The organism is Weizmannia acidilactici (assembly GCF_008974185.1).
Lineage (GTDB): Bacteria > Bacillota > Bacilli > Bacillales > Bacillaceae_C > Weizmannia > Weizmannia acidilactici.
Window position 1 is genome coordinate 13,517 of record NZ_BKZP01000033.1, and the last position, 22,427, is coordinate 35,943.

General features: G+C 45.5%; 22 protein-coding genes and 1 pseudogene. 5 read left to right on the forward strand and 18 right to left on the reverse strand.

Going from position 1 to position 22,427, the window contains the following annotated elements:
- Window positions 1-181 precede the first annotated feature (181 nt).
- From BpJC4_RS12900 to ykzS, 4 genes are all read right to left on the reverse strand, one after another.
- Window positions 182-967: an SDR family oxidoreductase gene (locus tag BpJC4_RS12900; protein ID WP_151681407.1), complete on the reverse strand. Its 786-nt coding sequence runs from the start codon at window positions 965-967 to the stop codon at window positions 182-184.
- Between the two features lie 330 nt (window positions 968-1,297).
- Window positions 1,298-3,019, reverse strand: coding sequence for a phosphoenolpyruvate--protein phosphotransferase (gene ptsP / locus BpJC4_RS12905; protein WP_151681408.1), 1,722 nt, complete (start codon window positions 3,017-3,019; stop codon window positions 1,298-1,300).
- On the reverse strand, window positions 3,019-3,285 hold the full coding sequence (locus tag BpJC4_RS12910; protein WP_151681409.1) for a phosphocarrier protein HPr: 267 nt from the start codon (window positions 3,283-3,285) through the stop codon (window positions 3,019-3,021). The genes ptsP and BpJC4_RS12910 overlap by 1 nt, the downstream gene beginning before the upstream one ends.
- A gap of 225 nt (window positions 3,286-3,510) precedes the next feature.
- A complete protein-coding gene (gene ykzS, locus BpJC4_RS12915) occupies window positions 3,511-3,705 on the reverse strand; it encodes a protein YkzS (protein ID WP_151681410.1) in 195 nt (64 codons plus the stop codon).
- A gap of 206 nt (window positions 3,706-3,911) precedes the next feature.
- Between ykzS and BpJC4_RS12920 the strand changes: the two genes are divergently transcribed.
- Window positions 3,912-4,103, forward strand: coding sequence for a YkvS family protein (locus BpJC4_RS12920; protein ID WP_151697997.1), 192 nt, complete (start codon window positions 3,912-3,914; stop codon window positions 4,101-4,103).
- Window positions 4,104-4,362: 259 nt separating this feature from the next.
- The gene (locus BpJC4_RS12925) at window positions 4,363-4,980 is read left to right on the forward strand and encodes a CPBP family intramembrane glutamic endopeptidase (protein ID WP_151681412.1); all 618 of its coding nucleotides are present in this window, start codon (window positions 4,363-4,365) and stop codon (window positions 4,978-4,980) included.
- A 216-nt stretch (window positions 4,981-5,196) separates the two neighbouring features.
- On the opposite strand, the gene BpJC4_RS12930 is transcribed toward BpJC4_RS12925, so the two are convergent.
- On the reverse strand, window positions 5,197-6,231 hold the full coding sequence (locus BpJC4_RS12930) for a YkvI family membrane protein (RefSeq protein WP_151681413.1): 1,035 nt from the start codon (window positions 6,229-6,231) through the stop codon (window positions 5,197-5,199).
- A 524-nt stretch (window positions 6,232-6,755) separates the two neighbouring features.
- Between BpJC4_RS12930 and BpJC4_RS12935 the strand changes: the two genes are divergently transcribed.
- Complete coding sequence (locus tag BpJC4_RS12935; protein ID WP_151681414.1) at window positions 6,756-8,924, forward strand: ATP-dependent Clp protease ATP-binding subunit; 2,169 nt, start codon at window positions 6,756-6,758, stop codon at window positions 8,922-8,924.
- A 591-nt stretch (window positions 8,925-9,515) separates the two neighbouring features.
- On the opposite strand, the gene BpJC4_RS12940 is transcribed toward BpJC4_RS12935, so the two are convergent.
- From BpJC4_RS12940 to BpJC4_RS12950, 3 genes are all read right to left on the reverse strand, one after another.
- On the reverse strand, window positions 9,516-10,037 hold the full coding sequence (locus BpJC4_RS12940) for an amino acid permease (protein WP_151697998.1): 522 nt from the start codon (window positions 10,035-10,037) through the stop codon (window positions 9,516-9,518).
- A 147-nt stretch (window positions 10,038-10,184) separates the two neighbouring features.
- On the reverse strand, window positions 10,185-10,619 hold the full coding sequence (locus BpJC4_RS12945; RefSeq protein ID WP_151681415.1) for a MarR family winged helix-turn-helix transcriptional regulator: 435 nt from the start codon (window positions 10,617-10,619) through the stop codon (window positions 10,185-10,187).
- Between the two features lie 171 nt (window positions 10,620-10,790).
- On the reverse strand, window positions 10,791-11,081 hold the full coding sequence (locus BpJC4_RS12950; RefSeq protein WP_151681416.1) for an aspartyl-phosphate phosphatase Spo0E family protein: 291 nt from the start codon (window positions 11,079-11,081) through the stop codon (window positions 10,791-10,793).
- 435 nt (window positions 11,082-11,516) lie between these two features.
- Here BpJC4_RS12950 and BpJC4_RS12955 point away from each other — a divergent pair.
- Window positions 11,517-12,219: pseudogene (locus BpJC4_RS12955) on the forward strand (carbon-nitrogen family hydrolase).
- Between the two features lie 54 nt (window positions 12,220-12,273).
- Here the strand turns inward: BpJC4_RS12955 and BpJC4_RS12960 are convergent.
- The 4 genes from BpJC4_RS12960 to ykzP form a co-directional block, all read right to left on the reverse strand.
- Window positions 12,274-12,732 carry a methylated-DNA--[protein]-cysteine S-methyltransferase gene (locus BpJC4_RS12960; RefSeq protein WP_151681417.1) on the reverse strand — a complete coding sequence of 153 codons (459 nt, stop codon included), beginning with the start codon at window positions 12,730-12,732 and terminating at the stop codon, window positions 12,274-12,276.
- A 10-nt stretch (window positions 12,733-12,742) separates the two neighbouring features.
- On the reverse strand, window positions 12,743-14,221 hold the full coding sequence (locus BpJC4_RS12965; protein ID WP_253724321.1) for a PAS domain-containing sensor histidine kinase: 1,479 nt from the start codon (window positions 14,219-14,221) through the stop codon (window positions 12,743-12,745).
- 678 nt (window positions 14,222-14,899) lie between these two features.
- Complete coding sequence (gene ykzE / locus BpJC4_RS16860) at window positions 14,900-15,034, reverse strand: protein YkzE (protein ID WP_259370070.1); 135 nt, start codon at window positions 15,032-15,034, stop codon at window positions 14,900-14,902.
- 2 nt (window positions 15,035-15,036) lie between these two features.
- Window positions 15,037-15,195, reverse strand: coding sequence for a protein YkzP (gene ykzP / locus BpJC4_RS16200; protein ID WP_172967577.1), 159 nt, complete (start codon window positions 15,193-15,195; stop codon window positions 15,037-15,039).
- A 256-nt stretch (window positions 15,196-15,451) separates the two neighbouring features.
- On the opposite strand from ykzP, the gene BpJC4_RS12970 reads away from it, so the two are divergent.
- Window positions 15,452-15,652 (forward strand): alpha/beta-type small acid-soluble spore protein, encoded by a 201-nt coding sequence (locus BpJC4_RS12970; protein WP_151681418.1) that lies wholly within the window; start codon window positions 15,452-15,454, stop codon window positions 15,650-15,652.
- Window positions 15,653-15,697: 45 nt separating this feature from the next.
- Here BpJC4_RS12970 and sigI read toward each other — a convergent pair whose 3' ends face one another.
- The 6 genes from sigI to BpJC4_RS13000 form a co-directional block, all read right to left on the reverse strand.
- Entirely contained in the window at window positions 15,698-16,426 is a 729-nt protein-coding gene (sigI, locus tag BpJC4_RS12975) for an RNA polymerase sigma-I factor (RefSeq protein WP_151681419.1), read from the reverse strand.
- A 135-nt stretch (window positions 16,427-16,561) separates the two neighbouring features.
- Window positions 16,562-17,386 carry a TerC family protein gene (locus BpJC4_RS12980; protein WP_151681420.1) on the reverse strand — a complete coding sequence of 275 codons (825 nt, stop codon included), beginning with the start codon at window positions 17,384-17,386 and terminating at the stop codon, window positions 16,562-16,564.
- A gap of 359 nt (window positions 17,387-17,745) precedes the next feature.
- On the reverse strand, window positions 17,746-18,207 hold the full coding sequence (locus tag BpJC4_RS12985) for a hypothetical protein (protein ID WP_151681421.1): 462 nt from the start codon (window positions 18,205-18,207) through the stop codon (window positions 17,746-17,748).
- Window positions 18,208-18,371: 164 nt separating this feature from the next.
- On the reverse strand, window positions 18,372-19,940 hold the full coding sequence (locus tag BpJC4_RS12990) for a peptide chain release factor 3 (protein ID WP_151681422.1): 1,569 nt from the start codon (window positions 19,938-19,940) through the stop codon (window positions 18,372-18,374).
- 152 nt (window positions 19,941-20,092) lie between these two features.
- On the reverse strand, window positions 20,093-21,130 hold the full coding sequence (locus BpJC4_RS12995) for a M42 family metallopeptidase (protein ID WP_371862191.1): 1,038 nt from the start codon (window positions 21,128-21,130) through the stop codon (window positions 20,093-20,095).
- 75 nt (window positions 21,131-21,205) lie between these two features.
- Window positions 21,206-22,264 carry an ATP-binding protein gene (locus BpJC4_RS13000; protein WP_151681424.1) on the reverse strand — a complete coding sequence of 353 codons (1,059 nt, stop codon included), beginning with the start codon at window positions 22,262-22,264 and terminating at the stop codon, window positions 21,206-21,208.
- Between the last annotated feature and the right edge of the window lie 163 nt (window positions 22,265-22,427).

A 22,427-nucleotide genomic window follows, 5' to 3' on the forward strand; every position in this document is an offset into this window, starting at 1 on the left:
AAATTCGGACAGCATTGCGCGCAACCAAATACAAAAAAGCCTGTACTGCGACAGACCAAAGTCAAATGGGGTGCAAGAAAGAAAACAATCTCTCACGTTTGCTTTCTTTATCCCCGCATTTTCGGACTTTAAACCAAAATTTTTTGTAACAGAGAATTTTTCCCCTTTTAACCGGCCAACTTTAAATTGATTTTACCTTTCCGCCGTCGATCAGGAAACTGCTTCCGGTTACATAGGAATTGGCTTCCGATGCGAGGAACGCGACAAACTTTCCAAATTCGTCCGGTTCGCCGTATCTGCCGAGCGGGATCGACCGCAATTCCTGCGCCTGCACTTCCTTCACCGTTTTTCCGGTTTTCTCGGCAGTGACTTGATCAAGATGGACAATTCTGTCTGTTGCAATCCTGCCCGGACCTACCGTATTGACAAGAATGTTGTAAGGCGCCAGTTCTTCCGCAAGCGATTTGGATAGTCCGACGATACCGGTGCGGAACGTATTCGACAAAATCAGCCCAGAAATCGGTTCTTTAATCGATGAAGAGGCAATATTGATCAGCCTACCGCCGTTTTTCTTCAAAAGCGGCAATGCTTCGCGGATGATGCGTATGTATGAAAGCAGGTTCAGTTCAAACGATTTTTGCCAGTCTTCATCACTCATATCTTCAAAATTCCCGGCTGGCGGACCGCCTGCATTATTCACGAGAATATCCAGCCTGCCGAACACTTCCTTCGCCTTTTGCACCATTGCCTTAATGTCTTCGCGGTTTGTGATGTCGGCGCGGACATATTCCACATTTCCAGTCCCTAAAGCGGACAATTCATCTTTTACCGCCTGCAATTTTTCTTCATTCCGACTTGTGATGAGGACATTGGCCCCTTCCAGGACGAGTTGTTTCGCAACAGCCTTTCCAAGTCCCTGGCTGGAAGCTACAACAAGCGCTGCTTTTCCTTTCAACCCTAAATCCACGAAAATCCCTCCTGAATGGTTTGTTAAATTTACAACTGTTTTCATTATAAACGATTTTCTCCCGTCCTTGCATCCGCAAAGCTTGCACATACTTGCAAAAAGCCCCTGCGGGAATCGCGGCGGCTTTGACAATGGGACGAATTTCACGGCCCAATCAAAAAAGGCCGAACGGAAAACCCGTCCGGCAAAAATAGGGGGAAAAATGAGAAAGAAACGATATACATCCGGTATTGTAACAATACTGGATACCAATACCTTACCCTAATACCGGGATAGTTTATATATACCCGCTTTCTTCCCCATTAATCCTTCTTTTTTTGAAAAAATTTTTTATGAATTGGAAAGAACTTTTTTCACGTGTTCCTTCACTTCTTCATTGGTAGAAAGGTTCAAGACTTCCTCAGCCAGTTTTTCCATGTCGGATTTATTCAGGCCACGAATTTGGGCGCGTGCCCTTAAAATGGAGGAAGCGCTCATTGAGAACTCATCAAGGCCGAGGCCGAGTAGAATTGGAATTGCGATTTCGTCCCCTGCCATTTCGCCGCACATGCCGGCCCATTTGCCTTCTTTATGCGCCGCATCAATGACGCGTTTTACAAGGCGGAGGATCGCCGGGTTGTATGGCTGGTACAGATACGAAATGCGCTCGTTCATGCGGTCGGCAGCCATTGTGTACTGGATCAGGTCGTTTGTGCCAACGCTAAAGAAATCGACTTCTTTTGCGAACACGTCTGCCATGACCGCCGTTGAAGGGATTTCAACCATGATGCCGACTTCGATATTATCTGAAACTTGTACGCCTTCCTGCACAAGTTTTTCTTTTTCTTCCAAAAGGATCGCTTTTGCCTGGCGGAATTCATCCAAGTTGGAAATCATCGGGAACATGATTTTCAAGTTGCCGTGTGCGCTCGCACGGAGCAATGCACGAAGCTGAGTGCGGAAAATATCCTGCCTGTCCAGGCACAAGCGGATCGCACGGAAGCCCAAGAACGGGTTCATTTCTTCCGGCAACGGCAAATAAGGCAGTTTTTTGTCTCCACCGATATCAAGCGTACGGACAACTACCGGTTTGCCGTTTAAGCCTTCCAGCACTGCTTTGTATGCCTCAAACTGCATTTCTTCGGAAGGAAGCTCGTCCCTGCCCATGTACAGGAATTCGGTACGGTACAAGCCGACACCTTCCCCGCCGTTTTTGATGACGCCTTCCAAATCGTTCGGTGTGCCAATATTGGCTACAAGTTCTACATGGTGCCCGTCTTTCGATACGGATTTTTCATTAACCAGCTTGGCCCATTCGGCTTTTTGCTGTTCGTATTGTTCTTGTTTTTGTTTGTATTCGTCCACAATTTCCGGAGTCGGATTCACATGGACATCGCCGCTGTTGCCGTCTACGATGACAAGGTCGCCGTTTTGGATATCCTGGATCGCGGTTTTTGTCCCGACGACTGCAGGAATTTCCAAAGAACGCGCCATAATCGCAGAGTGCGATGTACGTCCCCCGACATTTGTCGCAAATCCTTTTACATATTGGCGGTTTAATTGAGCAGTATCGGAAGGGGTCAAGTCATCGGCAATGACAATGACTTCTTCCGAAATCATGCTCGGATTCGGGATTTCCACATTCAACAGGTGGGCCAAAATCCGTTTTGTCACGTCGCGGATATCCGCAGCGCGTTCCCGCATATACTCGTTGTCCATTTGTTCAAACATGGTCACGAACATATCGGCAATTTCTTTTAATGCGTATTCCGCATTGATCTGATCATCCCTGATTTTATCCTGGATCGGAGTCAGTAATTCCGGATCGTCTAAAACAAGCAAATGGGCATCAAAGATAGCCGCTTTGTCCGGCCCCAAAGCTTGAAGTGCGTGCTCCCTGATCGCCTGCAATTCAGATTTGGATTCGGACACAGCAGCTTTAAAACGGTTAATTTCATCCGCTGTATTTTGGACAGTCGTTTTTTCAAAAGATAAATCAGGCTCTACCAAGCGATAGGCTTTTGCTATCGCAATCCCGTTGGAAGCTGCTATACCTTTCAAAATTGTTGACATTATTCGCCCAAACCTTCTTTTTTCATTAATTCAGCTAAAGCGTTTAATGCATCATCGGCGTCGCTTCCTTCAGCAATAATGGAAATGTCAGCGCCTTTGCCGATCCCAAGGGACATAACACCCATGATCGATTTCAAGTTTACTTTTTTATCCTTATACTGTAATTGGATATCTGAATCAAATTTGCTAGCCGTTTGCACAAGCAATGTTGCAGGACGTGCGTGGATTCCTGTATCTGCCGTTACTTTGAATTGTTTTTCAGCCATAGGTAAAACTACTCCTTTTCTTTAATATAGTACTAAAAATAAAGCACCATGCATTTTTCGTCAATATTTATGGGGCATCATACATAAAAAAGACAAATATTGCACAATGCGGGAATAAAACGAAATCCCCGTAATAGGATAACACGCCTTCAAAAATAAAACAATCATCTGAGTTAACTTCATTTTGCTTAACTTTGCGCGATTTTATTCAAACATAAAGCAAAATCAACTTCGCGGCGTATCCAAATACCGGTAAACCACATTTCCGCCGTGCTGGGCAATCCCCTTAAAATGCTTAAAATCGTCCTGGACGACGAGCACTTCCCGAAACGCCATAAAATCTTCGTGCTTTACGTATAATTCTTCAATTTCCCTATTGCGCAGCCGGTTGATTGCGTTCTTGATTTCCTCTTCCGTCATATCCATCACCCCAAGCGGTATTTTAGCACATTTTCGCTGCCATTCCCTCTATTTCTTTCTGGCCGGAAGAACTGCCTCACCATACAAATTCTCTTTTCCCCTAGAAAAATAGACAACGAATTTTCATTTTCATATTTTTTATCTTGAACTTTTCTGAAAAATAGTGCAAACTGGTAACAATAATTTCACTATTGGGGGAATCTCAATTGAAAAAAGCACAGGTTGGCGACATCATCGAATTTAAAAACGGACTCCAGGGCATTGTTGAAAAGGTAAATGAAAATTCTGTCATCGTCGATTTAACGTACATGGAGAACTTTAAAAATCTTGAGCTGGAAGAAAAAACAGTGGTAAACCATAAAAATTACCATATTATCCAGTCCGCTTTAAATGAATAAATCGCTCCATCAGCCCCACCTGAAAAGAAACTGGAAGCGACCGCCAGTTTCTTTTTTATGGTGCCCAAAGCCACTCTCCCACAGTTTCTTGTTAATTTTGTGAAATTTTTAACATTATTTTTCGCCATTTTACCAGATACCTTTTTCTCCGCTTCTTTGATAAAATAAGGTTTGGTATTTTACATTGGACTGTCTCCCGGACAAACGGCCTTTTTCAGCCGGTGTTTCTTTTTCAGCCTAAGAAAGGAGAGCTTTATCGGTGACAAAAAACATGATTGATACAAAGCTCCTGGGAAGTATCATTATCGCCCATCTCCTTTTATATATTACTTTTCAGGATCTTTCTGTTTTTTGGTATTTGTACTCGGGCGCAATGCTGTTTTTGGTCAGTTATGCTGTTTTTCTAGGGAAATCGGAAAAACATGAAAAGCTTTCCTATCTCCAATTGTTCATGTACGGAATCCTTTCCGGTTTACTTTTATATATCGTTTTTAGGCTTGGCAATGCAGTGCTGGGGCTGTTGCCTGGCGGGCTTGACAGGGAAGTCGTACTGGCATACAGGCGGTTCTCCCCCGATACGATCTGGCATTACCTTGCGCTGGTTTTCATTTTGGTCCCCGGAGAAGAAATTTTCTGGCGCTCATTTGTCCAGGCACGGCTCATGAAAAAGGCGGAACCCAAATATGCGATCCTCATCGCCGCTGTTTTAAATACTTCCGTTTATCTATACTGCAGTTTAAAGATTATGGCTATTGCCGCATTTGTCGGATCCGTTTTTTGGGGTTTGCTTTATGCAAAAAAACGGAGTCTGACCATCCAAATTTTATCGCATCTTACTTTTGATTTACTGCTTGTCGTCTTCCTGCCAATTTATTAATCAGGGCGGCAGCTTTTTTACGGAAAGGCTCTGTTAAATTTTATTGCTGAGATCGCTTGTTTCTGAGATTCCAGCGGGATAAGCGGGGAAGAAGAGAAACCTCGTGCTGGGGTATCAGGCGGGGAAGCCCGCGGCGCATTATGAGCGAAGCGGATTTCGCGATCACCAACATTGATCACGAACATAACCTATGGAAAAGTTTGCAAATCGCCACGGCTAGTTCCGGATGGTTTTATATCCAAGCATAACGATAAAAAGAAGGCTGAAGTACCCAAATAAAGGATATAAAAAAGACAGCAGCGCCCCGTAATGCATAAAGCTGATCATGGCAATGGCAGCCAAAATCAGGGCAAACATCCGCCCGCTTTTCATTGGCATGTATTTTTGCAGCTGTTTTTCAAGCCCGTACACATCACCGATGATCGAAGTAAAAATCTCCCCGAAAATAAGTACCACATAAATAGAATAAATTGCCGGGAAACTCATTTTGACAATATGCGCCATTGGGATTTCCACAGTCGAAACATCCGGCAGCATTATCAGCGACAAATGGCTCGAGATCAGGATGAGCATTAAAAACAACCCACCCAATATTCCGCCGGCCCGGACAATGCTTTTATCCTTTACTTCTGCCGCAAGCGGAACGAGCACCGCCTGCGCAAGCGCGAGATTAAAAGCCGCATAGGATAATGCACGGAGGATCGCGTGTGGAATCTGCCCGGTTTCCGGCCGCGCCGCAAAAGATTCGAAAAATCCTTCTGCCCGGACGGACTGCGACATCAGCAGCAGATTAAACGCAATCATCAACGGCACGACAAACGTATTCACGCCGAGGAGGCCCTTCGTCCCGGTGCACATGACAGCAAAAGTGAGAATGATGGTGAGCGAAATGCCGGTAATCCGGCTGAGATGAAGCTGTTCCTGAAATACGGCGCCTGCACCCGACAGCATGACCCCGCACACGCCAATAAGCATGGCCATCATCAAAAAGTTCACGCCGCCGGCAAACGTTTTTCCAAATAAATAATGGTTCAATTCTTCATAGGAGTCTGCTCTTAAATCAATCGCGATTTCCATCATTTTTGTACCGAACACAATAAACAAAAGCCCCGAAAAGCAAATGGCAAATAACCCATATAATCCGAAACGCGTAAAAAACTCCGCAATTTCTTTTCCTGTCGCAAATCCGGCCCCGATGACCGTCCCGATATAGACAGCCGCAATTTGCACAGCCCCGGCCCATTGCTTCAACACCTGCACCCCTTTTAATGAAAAACATTTTACGGAAAGCCGCGGACGGGCCCCACTACTATCCTATGTATATCGGTATCAAAATAGCCCAGATAAATCGGGTTCCGCCCGCCTGAAAAATTGGTCAAAAAAAGTCAAAAAAACACTTTACAACCGAAAAACATTGCCGTATACTATAGCCAAGGTTAAAATTAATCAAACCAAGGTGATGCGAATGACTTGCGTTTTCGAAAACTTTGGTATATAATGTCGTTGCAAAGGTCAAAGATGGTCAAAGATAAAAAGGCAAAGCTGATGTGTAATTGCAAAAATCTTGCATCCGACATCACTTTGTTCTATAATTAAGCTGTAAAGGTCAAAGATGGTCAAACAAAGTGCACGGAAGCAAATCAATTGCATCTTGTGAAACTTTGATTTATACTTTTGCAATAAAGGTCAAAGTAAGTCAAATCACTTTGATCTGTTTTTCAATTAAATTAGTCAAAGATAGTCAAAATCAAACCGATCAAAGGGAGGAATGTTTGATGCTTTGCGACAAATGCCATCAAAACGAAGCAACGATCGGAATGCATATAAATGTGAACGGAAATCAAAAAACATTAAACTTATGCCAGTCTTGCTACCAAAAAGAACGTGCAAAATTTGAAAACAGCTGGGGAGGTATGTTTATGAATAACGGATTTGGAAATTTCGGAGGTTTTGGAGGCTTTGGCGACTTCAATGATCTCTTTAACCAAATGAATGTGAACGGATTCCAGCCGAACGGCGCAAAACAAACCGTGCAAACCCAAACGCAGGGCGGCGGCAACGGATTTCTTGACCAATTCGGCCGCAACTTGACGGCCGCTGCAAGAGCCGGCCAGATCGACCCTGTCATCGGGCGCGACGAAGAAATTGCGCGCGTAATCGAAATTTTAAATCGCCGCAATAAAAACAATCCGGTCTTAATCGGTGAACCTGGCGTCGGGAAAACTGCGATCGCAGAAGGACTTGCTTTAAAAATCGTTGAAAAACAGGTTCCTGCAAAATTGCGCAATAAAGAAGTTTATTTGCTTGATGTTGCATCCCTTGTCGCCAATACCGGCATCCGCGGCCAATTTGAAGAACGGATGAAAAAATTGATTGCTGCACTTGAACAGCAAAAAAATGTGCTCATCTTTATCGATGAGATCCATCTGCTCGTTGGCGCTGGTTCTGCTGAAGGTTCGATGGACGCAGGCAATATTTTAAAACCGGCGCTTGCCCGCGGCGAAATCCAAGTCATCGGGGCGACGACTTTGAAAGAGTACCGGCAAATCGAAAAAGACGCTGCACTTGAACGGCGTTTCCAACCGGTCCAAGTCAATGAGCCGGGCCTCAATGAAACAGTCATGATTTTGCGCGGCTTAAAAGACCGGTATGAAAAATACCATCACGTCACTTATACCGATGAAGCGATCGAAGCTTGCGTAAACTTGTCGCACCGATATATCCAAGACCGCTTCTTGCCGGATAAAGCGATCGACTTAATGGATGAAGCGGGCTCGAAATTGAACTTGACAATCACCGTGCCAAGCAAAGAAGATATCCAAAAACGGCTCGCGGAAATTGCGCAGGAAAAACAGGCTGCGCTCGCGAAAGAAGATTATGAAAAAGCAGCTGAACTGAAAAAAGAAGAAGAGAAACTGCAGGAAATGGCTGCATCAGGCCAAGAAGCTTCAAAACCGGTAGTGGATGTTGTGCAAATCCAGGAAATCGTTGAAAAGAAAACGGGCATTCCTGTCGGCAAACTCGAAGCGGATGAAGCGCAAAAATTACAGCATCTTGAAGAAAACCTGGCTGCAAAAGTGATCGGCCAGGAAGAAGCGGTCAAGAAAGTTGCGAAAGCGATCCGCCGTTCACGCGCCGGCCTGAAAGCGAAAAACCGCCCGATCGGTTCCTTCCTGTTTGTCGGCCCTACCGGCGTCGGGAAAACGGAATTGACAAAACGTTTGGCGGAACAATTGTTCGGCACGAAAGATGCGATGATCCGCCTCGACATGAGCGAATACATGGAAAAACACAGCGTTTCGAAATTGATCGGTGCCCCTGCCGGATACGTCGGTTACGAAGATGCGGGGCAATTGACGGAGAAAGTGCGCCACAACCCGTACAGCATCATTTTGCTGGACGAAATTGAAAAGGCGCACCCGGATGTTTTGAACATGTTCCTACAAATTTTGGACGACGGTCGCTTGACCGATGCGCAGGGCAGAACGGTCAGCTTCAAAGATACCGTCATTATTATGACAAGCAACGCAGGCACCCAATTTAAGCATAAAGAAGTAGGATTTGCGAAGAGCGAAGCGATCAAAGAATCGAATATCCTCGACTCTCTCGGCGAATTCTTCAAACCGGAATTTTTGAACCGTTTTGACAGCATCATTGAATTCAAATCGCTTGAAAAAGAACATTTGATCAAAATTGTGGATTTGATGCTCGGCGAATTGAGTGAAATGTTGAAAGAACAAGCGATTACGCTTGAAGTATCGGAAGAAGCAAAAGAAAAAATCGCTGACCTCGGTTATGACCCGGCATTTGGCGCACGCCCGATCCGCCGTGTCATCCAGGAAAAAGTGGAAGACCGGATTGCCGACTTTATTCTCGACCATCCGGAAGTGAAAAACTTAAAAGCGGAAGTCCGCGGCGGCGAAATTGCCATTGCTGCGAAATAATGGCGGACTCTACCGGCATGCAGCGCTTTTGCATGCCGGTTTTTTATATACCGGAAGATACCCGCTGGTGTATCATTGCGGAGTACCGCTGATTTCTCTCTGCTTTCCGCTGATACTAGATGCGTACCCGCCGATTTCTCTGCCATATTTGCTGATTCTTTGATTCACGACAAATTTGCGGCAACCGTAACGAACCAGTTCCCCACTATTTTCCTGCAAACCTCTTATAGGCATTATTTTTTTCTACTTTTTTGGCGGTTCGCTGATTTTCTCATCCTTTCCGCCGATTTTTTGCACCGCACCGCTGATACTGGATGCGTACCCGCCGATTTCTCTGCCTTTTTCGCTGATTCTTCCGCGGCGGATACCCGGTCCGCTATGATCGTCAAAAAATTTACCTTGCCACCGGATTCCTGTTGCAAAGAAAAAATGACCATGATTACCAATGTTCTTTCACCGGGGAAGGCTCTTCAACCCCCCCGCTGCATCAGCTTGTAAACCGGAAACCCGATCACAGTAAGGGCGCGGCACCCATGCTCAAATGTGCGGCTGCCATCCCGCTCGGATGGGAAAAAATTGCGCGTCCCTTTTTCATAAACCGAAAAAGGCAATCATAAAAATCGGGATCAATTTTCCGACGATAAACATAATCTGGATAAAACCGCCGAATTTCGTACCAAGCAGGTTCATCGTTGTTAAAAAGAGTACGGTCAAAATGCCGATCCACACTTTGTTATTTTGGACGGAACCGAAAAAATTGGCAAGGATCGAACCGAAATACATTCCGAGCGCACCGATAACCGCAGGCCCGTAAATCAGCGACTGGTTCCATCCGCATAAAAAGTCCCAAACTTTTCCATACACGGTTTCCAGATATGCGTACAATCCCCCTGTCCGCGGAATTTTCACGCTCACTTCGGCAATCGTTAAGCCGCCCGCCAGCGTGATCACACCGCCGATGACCCATGCCAGCATCGCCATTGCTGAATTTCCGGCAGAAGAAAGAATGATGCCTGGTTTCATAAAAATGCCGGATTCGATCAGCGAGCCGATGACAATTGAAGTGGCAACAAAAAATCCGATGGTCTTTTTCAACTGTGGCTTGTCTTTCACGCCAAATCCCCCAAGTGGTATAAATATATGCACATTATATCACAACATACTTTACTAAAATAATTTTCAGAATCATTTTATTTTAGAAAACATCTTCCCTTCTTTTTTTATTGGAAATCTATATACAAAAAAAGCCGGAAAGAATATTCAATCAGGAATATTCTTTCCAGCTTTTTTGATCAAATCAATGGCAGTACGTTTCTCATCGTCGCTTAAAATCGACATAATCGAGTGGATCCGCCTTTTATGTTCGGGAAAAACCGATTCAATAAAGGCCCTGCCCCGGTCCGTAATATGCGCGTACGTAATACGGCGGTCATTCGGGCAGGAAATCCTTTCTAAATAGCCTTTTTTTTCAAGCTTATCCACCACATAAGTGATGCTTCCGCTTGCCAACAGAATTTTTCCGCCAATCTGCTGCAGCGGCTGATCCCCTTTATGGTACAAAAGCTCAAGAACCGCAAATTCAGTAGGATTAACCCCCTGTTTTTGTATAAATGTATTGGTGTATTCTTTAATGGCGCGTGAAGCTTTTGACAAAACGACAAATAATTTTAATGACAGCTCCATGTCATTTCCCATAGTATCGAATCCTTTTTTCCTTTTTACACCATTATATTTGGAAATTGGCACATTGGCAATGCATGGGTTACTCAGCTTACACGCCGCCCGTGATATGCAGGCGTTGTCTAATGATTTGGATTTAAAAGGTGGGATCAGGATGAGCAATCAGAAGCAGTTTCCAGGTTCACATTAAACAAGCTGCATTTTTTTATGTTCTTTCCGTGCTTCAACCAAATTCGGCCGTTGCACTTTTTCATATAAAATAAACGACATTTCCCTGATGATGACCATCTCGGAAGAAAGGGTGCTGTGCTGCTTGCGGTATGCTTCATACTCGTTCATGAGCGCATCGAGCTGTTGGCTGCACTGCACCGTTTTCTCATGGGTAAGCCCCAATTCTTTTCCAAGTTTCATCATTTCCTGGCGTTTTTTCTGAATACGTAACAGATACTTGTTCTCCTCCAACCAATTCTTGTCCACTTTCAAATTCTCCTTTTGCCTTCTATTTTTCGCTGATTTGGTTTCTGTTGTCCCCCATGCAAAGCAGATTCCCAAAAAATGTGTGAGATTCTACACATGGAAAACGCCGGAAGTCCTGTTGATTTTCCGGATTTCAAACCATTACTAAAGCATTATCGCAGGTCTTGACGTAAATGTAAATAGATTCGCAATATTAGACAAAATTTTCACCATATCTTTTCGTTCCTTTCTGAAAATCAACGGCTTTTGACAGCATTATGTTTTTTTGGGGTATGCCAAGGAAAAATAACAAAAAACTCCTGAGAAAGGTGAGACGGATCATGAATCAATATTTGCTGGCAAAAGCGGCCGGATGGCTTTTCCGTCCAAAAGTAAAGCAGCATTTAAAAGACAGGCAGTAAAGTAAAAACACGGAGAAAAGGAGACACAAATCGGATGAAAAGGAAAATTGCCTGCATTCAAATGGATATTGCCTATGGGGATCCTGAAAAAAATTTTAATACAGCGGAAAAATGGATTGAAAAGGCAGCGGCTTACGGCTGCGATCTGGCCGTTCTGCCCGAACAGTGGACCACCGGTTATGACCTTACCCGCCTGGATGAACTGGAAAAAGGTTACGCCGTGCATCTCTCAGACGGAAAATATTATAATACTTTGCTGATTGCCGAAAAGGACGGCAAATGCAGCATACCGTACAGTTTCAATTGATGGATGAGCACCGTTATTTTGCACCAGGGGCAAGCGACGGCCTGTTTACACTCGGCGGCGGAACATTCGCGGGCGTTATCTTGTTATGATATCCGCTTTCCTGAATGGGTCCGTAAAATTGCTTTACGCGGTGCAAAAACGCTGTTTGTGCCGGCTGAATGGCCGCTTACACGGCTCGACCACTGGCGTACCTTATGTATGGCACGCGCCATTGAAAACCAGTTTTTGTGATTGCCTGCAACCGGGCCGGAAATGACCCTGCCAATACTTTCGCCGGGCATTCGATGATCATCGGCCCGTGGGGGGGGACATTTTAAGCGAAGGCAGGGAAAGGGAACAGCTCGTGACTGCTGAAATCGATTTGGCCGCCGTGGATGAAGCGCGCAGCATAATCCCTGTTTTTTCCGACCGGATGCCGGATTTTTACTAATTGTATTAAAAAAGCTTCCAAAAATCCGTCCACACCGGATTTTTGGAAGCCCCTTCAGCATAAACACCCTTCCAGCCGCAAAAGGATTTCCTTTTTGTCCAGCTGCTTTCCGGCATAGCCGGTCAGCGACCTGTCTTTTCCTATCACACGGTGGCATGGGATAATAACCGGTATTTGATTTTTTCGGTTGGCCTGTCCGACCGCCCGCACCGCTTTCGGCCTGCCGATTGCTTTTGCAATATCCGAATACGACCGCGTTTCCCCGTATGGGATTTTTTGCAGTTCCTTCCAGACAGCCATTTGAAAAGCCGTCCCTTCAACGCAAACCGGCACATCAAAGGCCTTCCTTTTCCTTGCGAAATACTCTTCCAACTCGCGGACGGCCTGTGAAAGGACCGGATGCCCGGGATCCGGATTGCCTTCTGCACGGCCGAAATCGATGGCTGTTACCCCTTCCTCATTTGCCCATACTGTTAAAGGGCCGATGGGGCTCTCCATCCATGTGAAAGCCATTTTTCATCACCTAACCGTTCTGTGTGGGAAGAAAAATATGGAATGTTGTGCCTTCCCCCACTTTGCTTTCTACATCGATCATTCCTTTATGCTCTTTGATAATTTTATAACTGATCATCAGCCCAAGTCCAGTGCCCCTTTCTTTTGTCGTGTAAAACGGCTCCCCGAGCTTCTCGATTTTATCTTCAGGGATTCCTTCCCCTTCATCCCGGATGCTTGTGTGGATCAGCTGCTTCCCTTTTTCATATTGGATTTTGATCCCGATATTTCCCCCGTTCGGCATCACTTCTATCGCATTTTTAATAATGTTGATAAAAACCTGCTTAATTTGATTGCCTTCACAGTAAACATCGGGCAACGGCTCATGGAAATGACATGAAATTTGGATATTATGCATGAGCGCCTGCGCATTCAAGAGATCAATCGTATCGCTCATAATTTTCCGGATATCGTGGTTTTGGAACTGAGTGGCCTGCGGTTTGGCCAGCACCAAAAATTCGGTAATAATTGATTCAATCCGCGCCAGTTCCGACGTAATCACATTAAAATACAAAGAATGTTCCTCTTCTTTCATGCTGCTTTGCAGCAATTGGATAAATCCTTTCAAGGCCGTCATCGGATTGCGGATCTCATGGGCGATCCCCGCCGCCAGCTCCCCGACAATGTTTAGCGTGTCCGATTTCCGGAGCTGCTCCTGCATTGCCCTTTTTTCGGTAATGTCCCTGATGACCGTTAAATTCATATTGGATGTTAAATTGCCTTTTGATATAATTTCATAGTATTTGGTATAATTGGTCCTCGGCACGGTAATCAAATAGTCTGCCACCCCGTTTTCTTTTAATTTAAAAAGATGTCTGAGGAAATCTTTTTGTATTTTTTCATCATCATCTGTATGTAATAAAGCGTGCAACGTTTTCCCGATCACTTCTTCTCGCCGACATCCAAAATATTCGGCGGCAACAGGGTTGATATCCAAAATTTTAAAATCCCAGTTCCATAACACCATGCCGTCGAATGACCCTTCAAACACTTTCCGGAAGCGCTCCTCGCTGTCGTGTAAAGTCTGTTCCATCTGGTACCGGTCGCTGACATTACGGAAGATCGTTATATGGTATTTTTCAGCGCTCATATACTTCGAAGTAAACTCCAAATGTTTCAGCTGCCCGTTCGGCATTTTAAACAGCAGCTCATCCCGGACAGCTTTTGTTTGATTAAGTTTGTCCAGCCATTGGCAGTTCTGCCCGTTTTCCAAATAAACAAAATCCCACAGCTTTTTTCCCATAAATTCTTCCATTGTACATTCAAAAATTTTTAATGCTGCCTCATTTGCCAATAAAATCCGTCCGCTGCGGTCCCAAAACACGATCGCATCAATTGCTTCCAAAAAAAGGGTCCGGTACAGCTGTTCATTATCTTTTAGCACAATTCCCTCTTTTTTATTCCGGTGAAAATCTTCCTGTTTTCTTAAAATAAAACGATTAGTTCCCAAATTTATTCTCCCCTTCATCTTAAGAAGCATGATCCCATATTTCCTTCTCTTTCTGCGAAACGAGTTCAACCAAAAAGAAAAGCACAGCCTCCTAACCAATGGGATATGCCCATGCGGAAAAGCCGCTGCTGCCATCCAGGCATATCGGGGCCCTGAATCCGGCAATATCAAGAAGCGCATCAGCAGAAAGCTTCCGCCGCAATCAAGAACAAGTACTGCCATGGCAAAGCAGTTGCAGTTATGTAATTATTTGTCAAAAACGGTTGGCGAAATAAGTGTGTATATGGAGTTATTTCGTTAAATAACAGGAATCTCCTGCTTCGAGTTGCAAATTTTCATGAGGAAAGTCCCAAAGGGCAGACAAAAAGGGGCTGTCCCAAAAGTCGGTTAACTGACTTAGGGACACCCCTTTTTCATGCAAAGTAAAAGTTATTAGAGATTGTTGATGATCGCGAAATTCACTCGCTTTCCGCACGCGTCGTGATCCTCCTCTCTCGTCCCTCAAGCACACTGGGTCTCTTCTTGCTCGCTTTTCCCGCAGGAGTCTCGTGAATTTCGCAAATCATCAACGAGTCATATACAGAGAAAATGCAAAAAACCGCCTTTTCCATTATAATATAAATGTCTAGCAAACATTGAATGGAGGCGGTTTTCTTGAGTAACTATTCAGCTACCTTTTTACTTTCTTCTGCGGTGTTGTTTTTTGTCCCGGCCCGCAGCTGATTCCGCCATGATTTCGTATATTTTCCCGGCATTGATATCACCGAATTCCAGCGCCGCCTCTTCACGGAAATGTTCTTTTCGGCGCTTCATGACTATCTCCCCTGCCGGCCTTTTTTCGAATTTCGGTTGGCGCCTTTGATTGCTTCTTCACCGCGGGCAAATTCAGCGGAAAATTCCGTTTCCGCCAAATTCTCCTTTGGGGTTTGATTATTTTTCACAGCTGCATCAAATACCGCTTTCCGTTTTGACATTTTCCTTCCCCCCGTATGGAAATCCTTGCGTTTTTAGCATCCCCTTCCCTTCCCGGTTTAAAAGCTGTAATATCTGTATGCAGCGGGCTGAATTGTTTCGGGATGGATACAAGTGTTTCCAATCATATTTGATAAACTTGCGCCAATACTAACCATTAAACAAAGCTCTGCAGCGGAATCCTCGCGCTTTCCGAAGCAAACATTCCGCGTAATTCCGCTCCATTTACAGAGCAAAAAACAAAAAAGGAGAATGGATATGGCTAGAATCAGCAATAAATTATTAATTCCAGGCATCGAAGAATATTTGGACCAGGTAAAATACGAAATCGCCCAGGAATTCGGCGTACAGCTCGGATCCGATACCGTGTCGCGTGCAAACGGCTCGGTGGGCGGCGAAATTACAAAACGGCTCGTCCGGCAGGCCCAGGCCCATCTTTCAGGGCAAAAGGGCGAATAAATGAAACGGCAAAGCAGGCATTCTTTAGTACCCTGCTTTGCCGTTTCATTTTACATATTCTTTTAAAAAATGGAAGTCACCGTTCATGATCAGCACGAGCGCAATGATGTACTTCCGGTTCCGTTCCAGTGTTTTGCGGCTGACTTCAACTTTTTCTTCCAGCTGTTTCAGCGGAATCCGCCGTTTTTTGTCCAGCACCGAAAGCAGCTCCTTATCTTCATAAAGCACTTTCGCTGCTTTTAAAGCATGCAGCTTGGCATCCCTATGTTTCGGCCCCTGCCTGATCAGGTCTTCAAACCGAATGCCGTATGTATGTAAAACAGATGCAAACCGCAAAATTTCCGCTTTCCTGCTTTCTTCCTCCAATTTCTGCCGATATTTTGCAATCGAGGCAGATTGCTCAATATGAAGGGAAATGGCGGTTTCATCCTCATCTGTCCCATAAACATCCAAGCTTGCTGCCTTATGTTTGGACACCTGGCGGATGTAGTCGATTACCTTCCTCTTGATCATCACTTCCGCAAAAGGCAGTAACGAAGCACCTTTTTTGTTGTCGTATTTCATCATGCTATCGTGAAATGCCATCAGTCCGATGCTGAATTCATCATCTTTATGGTCAATATACCGTTTGCACACTTTTGCGACTGTTTTTTTAATAAACGGCTGGTAATTCTGCAGCAAAAAATCCGCCATGTTCCGGTCGCCCTGCTGCACGCGCCGCACCAAATCTTCAAGCGGCTTGTTCCGTTCCGCCTGCGCAACCGCCATTGCCATTCGGTCACCCCCTGTTCCATGCCACATTGTACCATCTGCATGCAACACAGAGGTTGCGATCGGATTACGGTTTGATTTCACGGAAAAATTGCCTGCACTTTCCGTAATAAGTTTGAAATAAGCGCAGGCAAGCCTTTATTTATTCAAATGCTTTTTTTCTCCTGCTTTGCTGTTTACGCGGGGAAGATTCCGCTCGCTCTTTTTAGCGACGCCGGCATCTTTCCGGATAGAGATGAAATAGCCGCCCGCCACAATCGCAAGCATGACCGTCCAAAACACAAGCTTCCACGCGGCTGATTCCGGAAAATGCTCATCCAAAAGCCCGACGCCCGGATGGGACAGCGTAAAAACGAGTAATTTGACGCCGACCCAGCCTACAATCAGGAATGCGGCGTCTTCAAGGCCCGGATATTTCTTCAGCAGGCGGACAAACTGGTTGGCGGCAAAACGGATCAGGACAAGACCGATGGCACCCCCTAAAAACATGACGATAAACTGTCCGCCGTCGATCCCGCCGATCGTAAACCAGCCGGCCGGGCGCAGCGTAACGGCCAAAGCCACCGCCGCAAGCATTGAATCAATGGCAAAGGCAATGTCGGCCAATTCCACTTTTAAAACGGTCATCCAAAAAGAAGCAGGCTTGCTTTTGGCAGCCGTTGCCTTTGGTTCAGTTTTTTGGCGTTTTTTCATATAATAGTGGATCATAATGAAGAATAAATAAGCTGCGCCGACCGCCTGGATCTGCCAAATACCGGCGAGAAACGAGATGAGGAACAAGGCTGTAAACCGGAAAATAAACGCACCCAAAAGCCCGTAAAAAAGTGATTTTTTTTGCTGTTTCTGCGGGAGATGCTTAACCATTACGGCCATCACAACCGCATTGTCGGCGGCCAATATCCCTTCAAGCCCGACCAATACGAGCAGCACCCACCCATACTCCAACAGCATTGACATATCCATTCAAACAGTCCTCCCTTTGCCGGCAGCGCCCTAAATCCGCATAGCCTTAATGGAAGAAAAAGCGGCATGCCGGATCTAATCGCTTTGCGGCGTTATTAGATTTATGCCACTTTTGACAATTTTCCTATAAGACAAAAAGCAAGACCTTTGCCTATATAGGCAAAGGTCTTGCTGGACATTCGGACAATGCCAACAAAGCCGATGACACCGTTCAGCGGATCATGTAATGACGACTTTGTTTTAAGTGTGCTACACACACTTAACGCTACTCCCCTTTGACAACTGCCAAAAGTATTTTGTTGTTTTGATTATAAAGATTTTTTTCATTTCCGTCAACAGTTATTTTTCCAATCATGTCTTTACCGGCTTTTTTTCTGCACAATTTTACGGATGACACCGCCTATTAAAAGCCCCGGGATTGCGAACATCATTGGAAAAAATACCGGTCCGACCGGTTTATGCCAGAACACGGCGGCAGGCGAGACCATTAATCCAAGCGTCACAAAATAGGCAGCAAACGCAAAAGGAAGATAGCTGTGCTTCGGGGGATTGCTCCAACTTGTTTTATAGGCATCCCACATCGCGAAAAAATATAAACACGGATAGAACATCAGCCATCCGTAATCGACCGTTTCGCCGGCCTCGGCTGTTTTTCCTAAAAAACTGAGCATGATGGCTTCATTAAAGCGGCTGTTCACATTGATGATAAACTCTAAAAAAATAAACAGGATGCCTTTTATATAGCTGCCGGCCAACAGCTGCGCAAAACCCGGCAAGGCAATGCTCCAAAGAATGGCCTCCAATGGCGCTACTTTTTTCATGCGTCTGCCTTTATATAACCAATGTCCAGATTTTGTTTACCATTATAAACTTCCTTCCTACCTTTTTTGCATGCTGCGTGGTTTTCCTTGCCCATTCTTTATCGTGCCCCGGTTTAAGCAAAAAAAACACCGTCCAGCATTGATTTGCCGTGCGGTGTTTTTCCTTATTCCATCGGGTTATACAGTTTGATTTCCGGGTGCTTGTCGCTGAACCAACGCAGTGCAAAATCATTTTCAAATAAAAACAAAGGTTTTCCGAACCGGTCTTTTACAAGCAGGCTGCGCGAACTTGAAAGCGATTCATCCACCGCGTCTTCATAAATCCAGCGCGGAATTTTCGAACCGATCGATTCCATGACAACATCCGAATTATATTCATTTTTCATGCGGTGCTCGAACACTTCGAACTGCAACTGCCCGACCGCCCCCAAAATATAATCTTCCGTGTGCCAGGTGCGGTACAGCTGGATGGCGCCTTCCTGGACAAGCTGGTTGATCCCTTTATGGAAGCTTTTCTGCTTCATCACGTTTTTCGCAGAAACTTTCACAAACAGTTCCGGCGTAAATTGCGGCAGCTTTTCAAATTGGACCGGCTGTTTTCCGGAGTAGATCGTATCGCCGATCTGGTAAGTGCCGGTATCATACAGGCCGATAATATCGCCGCTGACCGCCTCATCCACCGTGCTTCTGTCATCCGCCAAAAATTGGGTCGATTGCGAAAGTTTCATCTGCTTTCCGGTTCGCGCCAGCGTTACCGACATGCCGCGCTCGAATTTTCCGGAGCAGACGCGGATAAATGCGATCCGGTCGCGGTGGGCCGGATTCATATTGGCCTGGATTTTAAACACAAAACCGGAAAATTGTTCGCTCAGCGGATCGATTACCCCTGCATCCGACATTCTGCCCTGGGGGGAAGGCGCAAATTGAAGATACGTCTCCAAAAACGTCTGGACGCCGAAATTCGTCAAGGCGCTGCCGAAAAAGACTGGCGTCAATTTGCCGTTTGCAATCCGTTCTTCCGAAAATTCATTACCTGCTTCATTGAGCAAAAGAATTTCTTCCAATGCCTGGTCATATAATGCATTTTCTTTGATTGGGTCATCTCCTTCCACTTCCCCCGCATCATTCAACGGCAGGAAGCGCTCGTCTTCATCGACGCGGAACTGCTCAATGCGGCGGTGGTAACGGTCGTAAATGCCGAGAAATTCCTTTCCCATTCCGATCGGCCAGTTCATCGGATAAGATTCGATGCCCAACACTTCTTCTAGTTCGGCCAGGAGCTCGAGCGGCGGCCTCCCCTGCCGGTCGAGCTTATTGATAAACGTAAAAATCGGAATGCCCCTCATCCGGCATACTTTAAACAGCTTAATGGTCTGCGCCTCGATCCCTTTTGCGGCATCGATGATCATGACGGCGCTGTCGACCGCCATCAGCGTCCGGTACGTATCTTCACTGAAGTCCTGGTGGCCGGGCGTATCCAAAATGTTGATCCTTTTTCCGGCGTATTCAAACTGCATGACGGAAGACGTGACCGAAATGCCCCGCTGCTTCTCGATTTCCATCCAGTCGGAAGTCGCATATTTCCCGGTTTTTTTGCCTTTGACCGTCCCGGCCGCGCGGATCGCCCCGCCAAACAGGAGAAGTTTCTCCGTCAGCGTCGTTTTCCCGGCGTCCGGATGGGAAATGATCGCGAAAGTCCTTCTTGATAATACTTCATCTTTAAAACTTGCCATGTTTCAATTCCTTTCAATTGTGTATAATGGGCCTTAAATTCGTACGCTGCTTTTCTTATTACATCGGCATCACCTTTTTCGGTAAATCTTTTTCCGCTGTCCGCCTTAAAACTTCAACAGGCGCGGATTCAAAGTAAATAGATATTGCAAAATTATCCGATCATAGAAGACTGTACATAAGCATACAACAGTTTTTCCGTATTCTCAATGGATGTGATATGCGTCCGCTCGTAAGCATGGGAAGCATCGATACCCGGCCCGATCAGCCCGTGCGCCAAATCAAACCCTGCCTTGACAGCAGCCGAGGCATCCGACTGGTAAAACGGATAGATATCCACTTTATATGCAACCCCATTTTGTTTTGCAAGCTCCACCAGCCGTTTTCGCAATCCATAATGGTACGGGCCGCTTGCATCTTTTGCGCAAATTGAAACTGTATACTCGTCCGATGCCTGTCCGTCGCCTAGCGCACCCATGTCCACGGCCAAATATTCCGCCGTCTCGGGCGTGATATTGGAATTTCCCCCGTACCCGATTTCTTCATTATTTGAAATCAAAAAATGCGTCGTGTAAGGAAGTTGTATGTTTTCTTCGCTGATTTTCCGGATCAGGTTCAAAAGGATTCCGGTGCTTGCTTTATCATCCAAATGGCGGGATTTGATAAAGCCACTTTCCGTAATCGCCGCGCGCGGGTCAAACGACACAAAATCGCCTTCTGAGATGCCCAGCGCCCGCGTTTCTTGCGCGCTTGTTGTCTTTTCGTCGATCCGGACTTCCATATTTTCATCATTCCGTTCCAGTTTTCCCGCATCTTTATACACATGCACGGAAGTTTGGTGCATCAAAATGGTTCCCGTATACGTTTTGCCGGAAACCGTTTCGATTTCGCAATACTCGCCTTCGACCGCATTCCAGCGGTATCCGCCGATCATTGACAAGCGCAGGCGGCCGTCTGCTTTGATTTCTTTCACCATCGCACCGAGCGTATCGACATGCGCCGTCAGCATGCGGTGTTTTGTGCCGTTCTTGCCTTGAATCGTGATGAGCAGGCCGCCTTTCCGGTTCCTTTTCATATCTAGATTCAAATCGCTTAAATATTGTCCGCAAAACCGGATCACTTTTTCCGTATTGCCTGAAGGGCTTGGGATTTCAACAAGCTGTTTAATCAGTTGGATCGTTTCTTGTGCCAATTGGATAACCCCCATTTTATCGTTTCTTATCCTATTCTACCGCAAGCAGTTACCGGCATCAAAAACGTTTAACGTCTACAGCCCGCCCGCTTTTACCCACGGCAGCATAATGGTAAAAACCGTGCCCTTGCCAAGTTCGCTTTCGACGGAAATCTTTCCCTGATGTTCCTGGACAATCTGGTAACAGACCATCAGCCCCAAACCGTTTCCCCGCTCCTTTGTCGTATAAAAAGGCTGCCCGATTTTTCCGATTTTTTCAGGTGGAATACCTATGCCTTCATCCCTTACCGAAATGCAGATACAGTTTTCGGGCAGCGCAGATACCTCAACGGTCAGCGTACCCCCGTTTTCCATCGCTTCCATGCCGTTTTTGATTAAATTTACAAACACCTGCTTCATTTTCGAATCGTCACAACGGATGTAGACCGGCTGGGATGGAAAAATCGTTTCGATCTGGATATTTTTATCGTTCGATTGCGTTTCCATTAAGACCAACACTTCTTCCAGCAGTTTTTGGATGCAGTGGATCTTCAATTCCGATTTTTTAGGCCTGCCGAGAAAAAGCAGTTCGCCCGAAATCATTTCGATGCGCTCTATTTCATTTTGCATAATATCAAGATAATGGTTCGTATCAATGACCCCCGCCTGCATCAACTGCAAAAACCCTTTGATTGAAGTGAGCGGATTCCGGATTTCATGTGCGATGCCCGCCGCGAGCTGGCCGATCATCGACAACTTTTCCGAAGATATGAGATAATCATACAGTTCTTTCACAATCGTCATGTCTTTCGTCAACAAATGGATATGGGGCGTTCCGCCAAAATTTGAATCTTTGAAAACCGCATAAGTGGATTCCACCCATTTATAATCGTCGGTTTTCGTTTTCAGCCTGTACATCACCATGCCCATTTCTTCTTCATTTTTATGTAAAAGACCCGTTAATTTGCCAATGTCGTCTTGATGGATAAAGGAAGAATAAGGTTTCCCAATCCAGTCATCCAAATCAAATCCGGTAACGGCCTGCATATTCGGGGTAATGCTTTTCAGTATCCCGTCCCTACCAATTACCGCATTAAAAAGATGGAACTGCAGCGGGAGATCCATAAAATCGTAATGTACTTTTCCGTCACACATATTTTGCACCTGCCTATCTTGCTATCAATCCATTATCCCATTCGCATACAAAGCACCCACATGCTCAATAATATATGTATGGTTCTGGCCGGGTATTCCGTAAAGTATGTATATATATTTCAACTATATATCTTTTCCAGCAAAAATATCTATTTTTTTATAA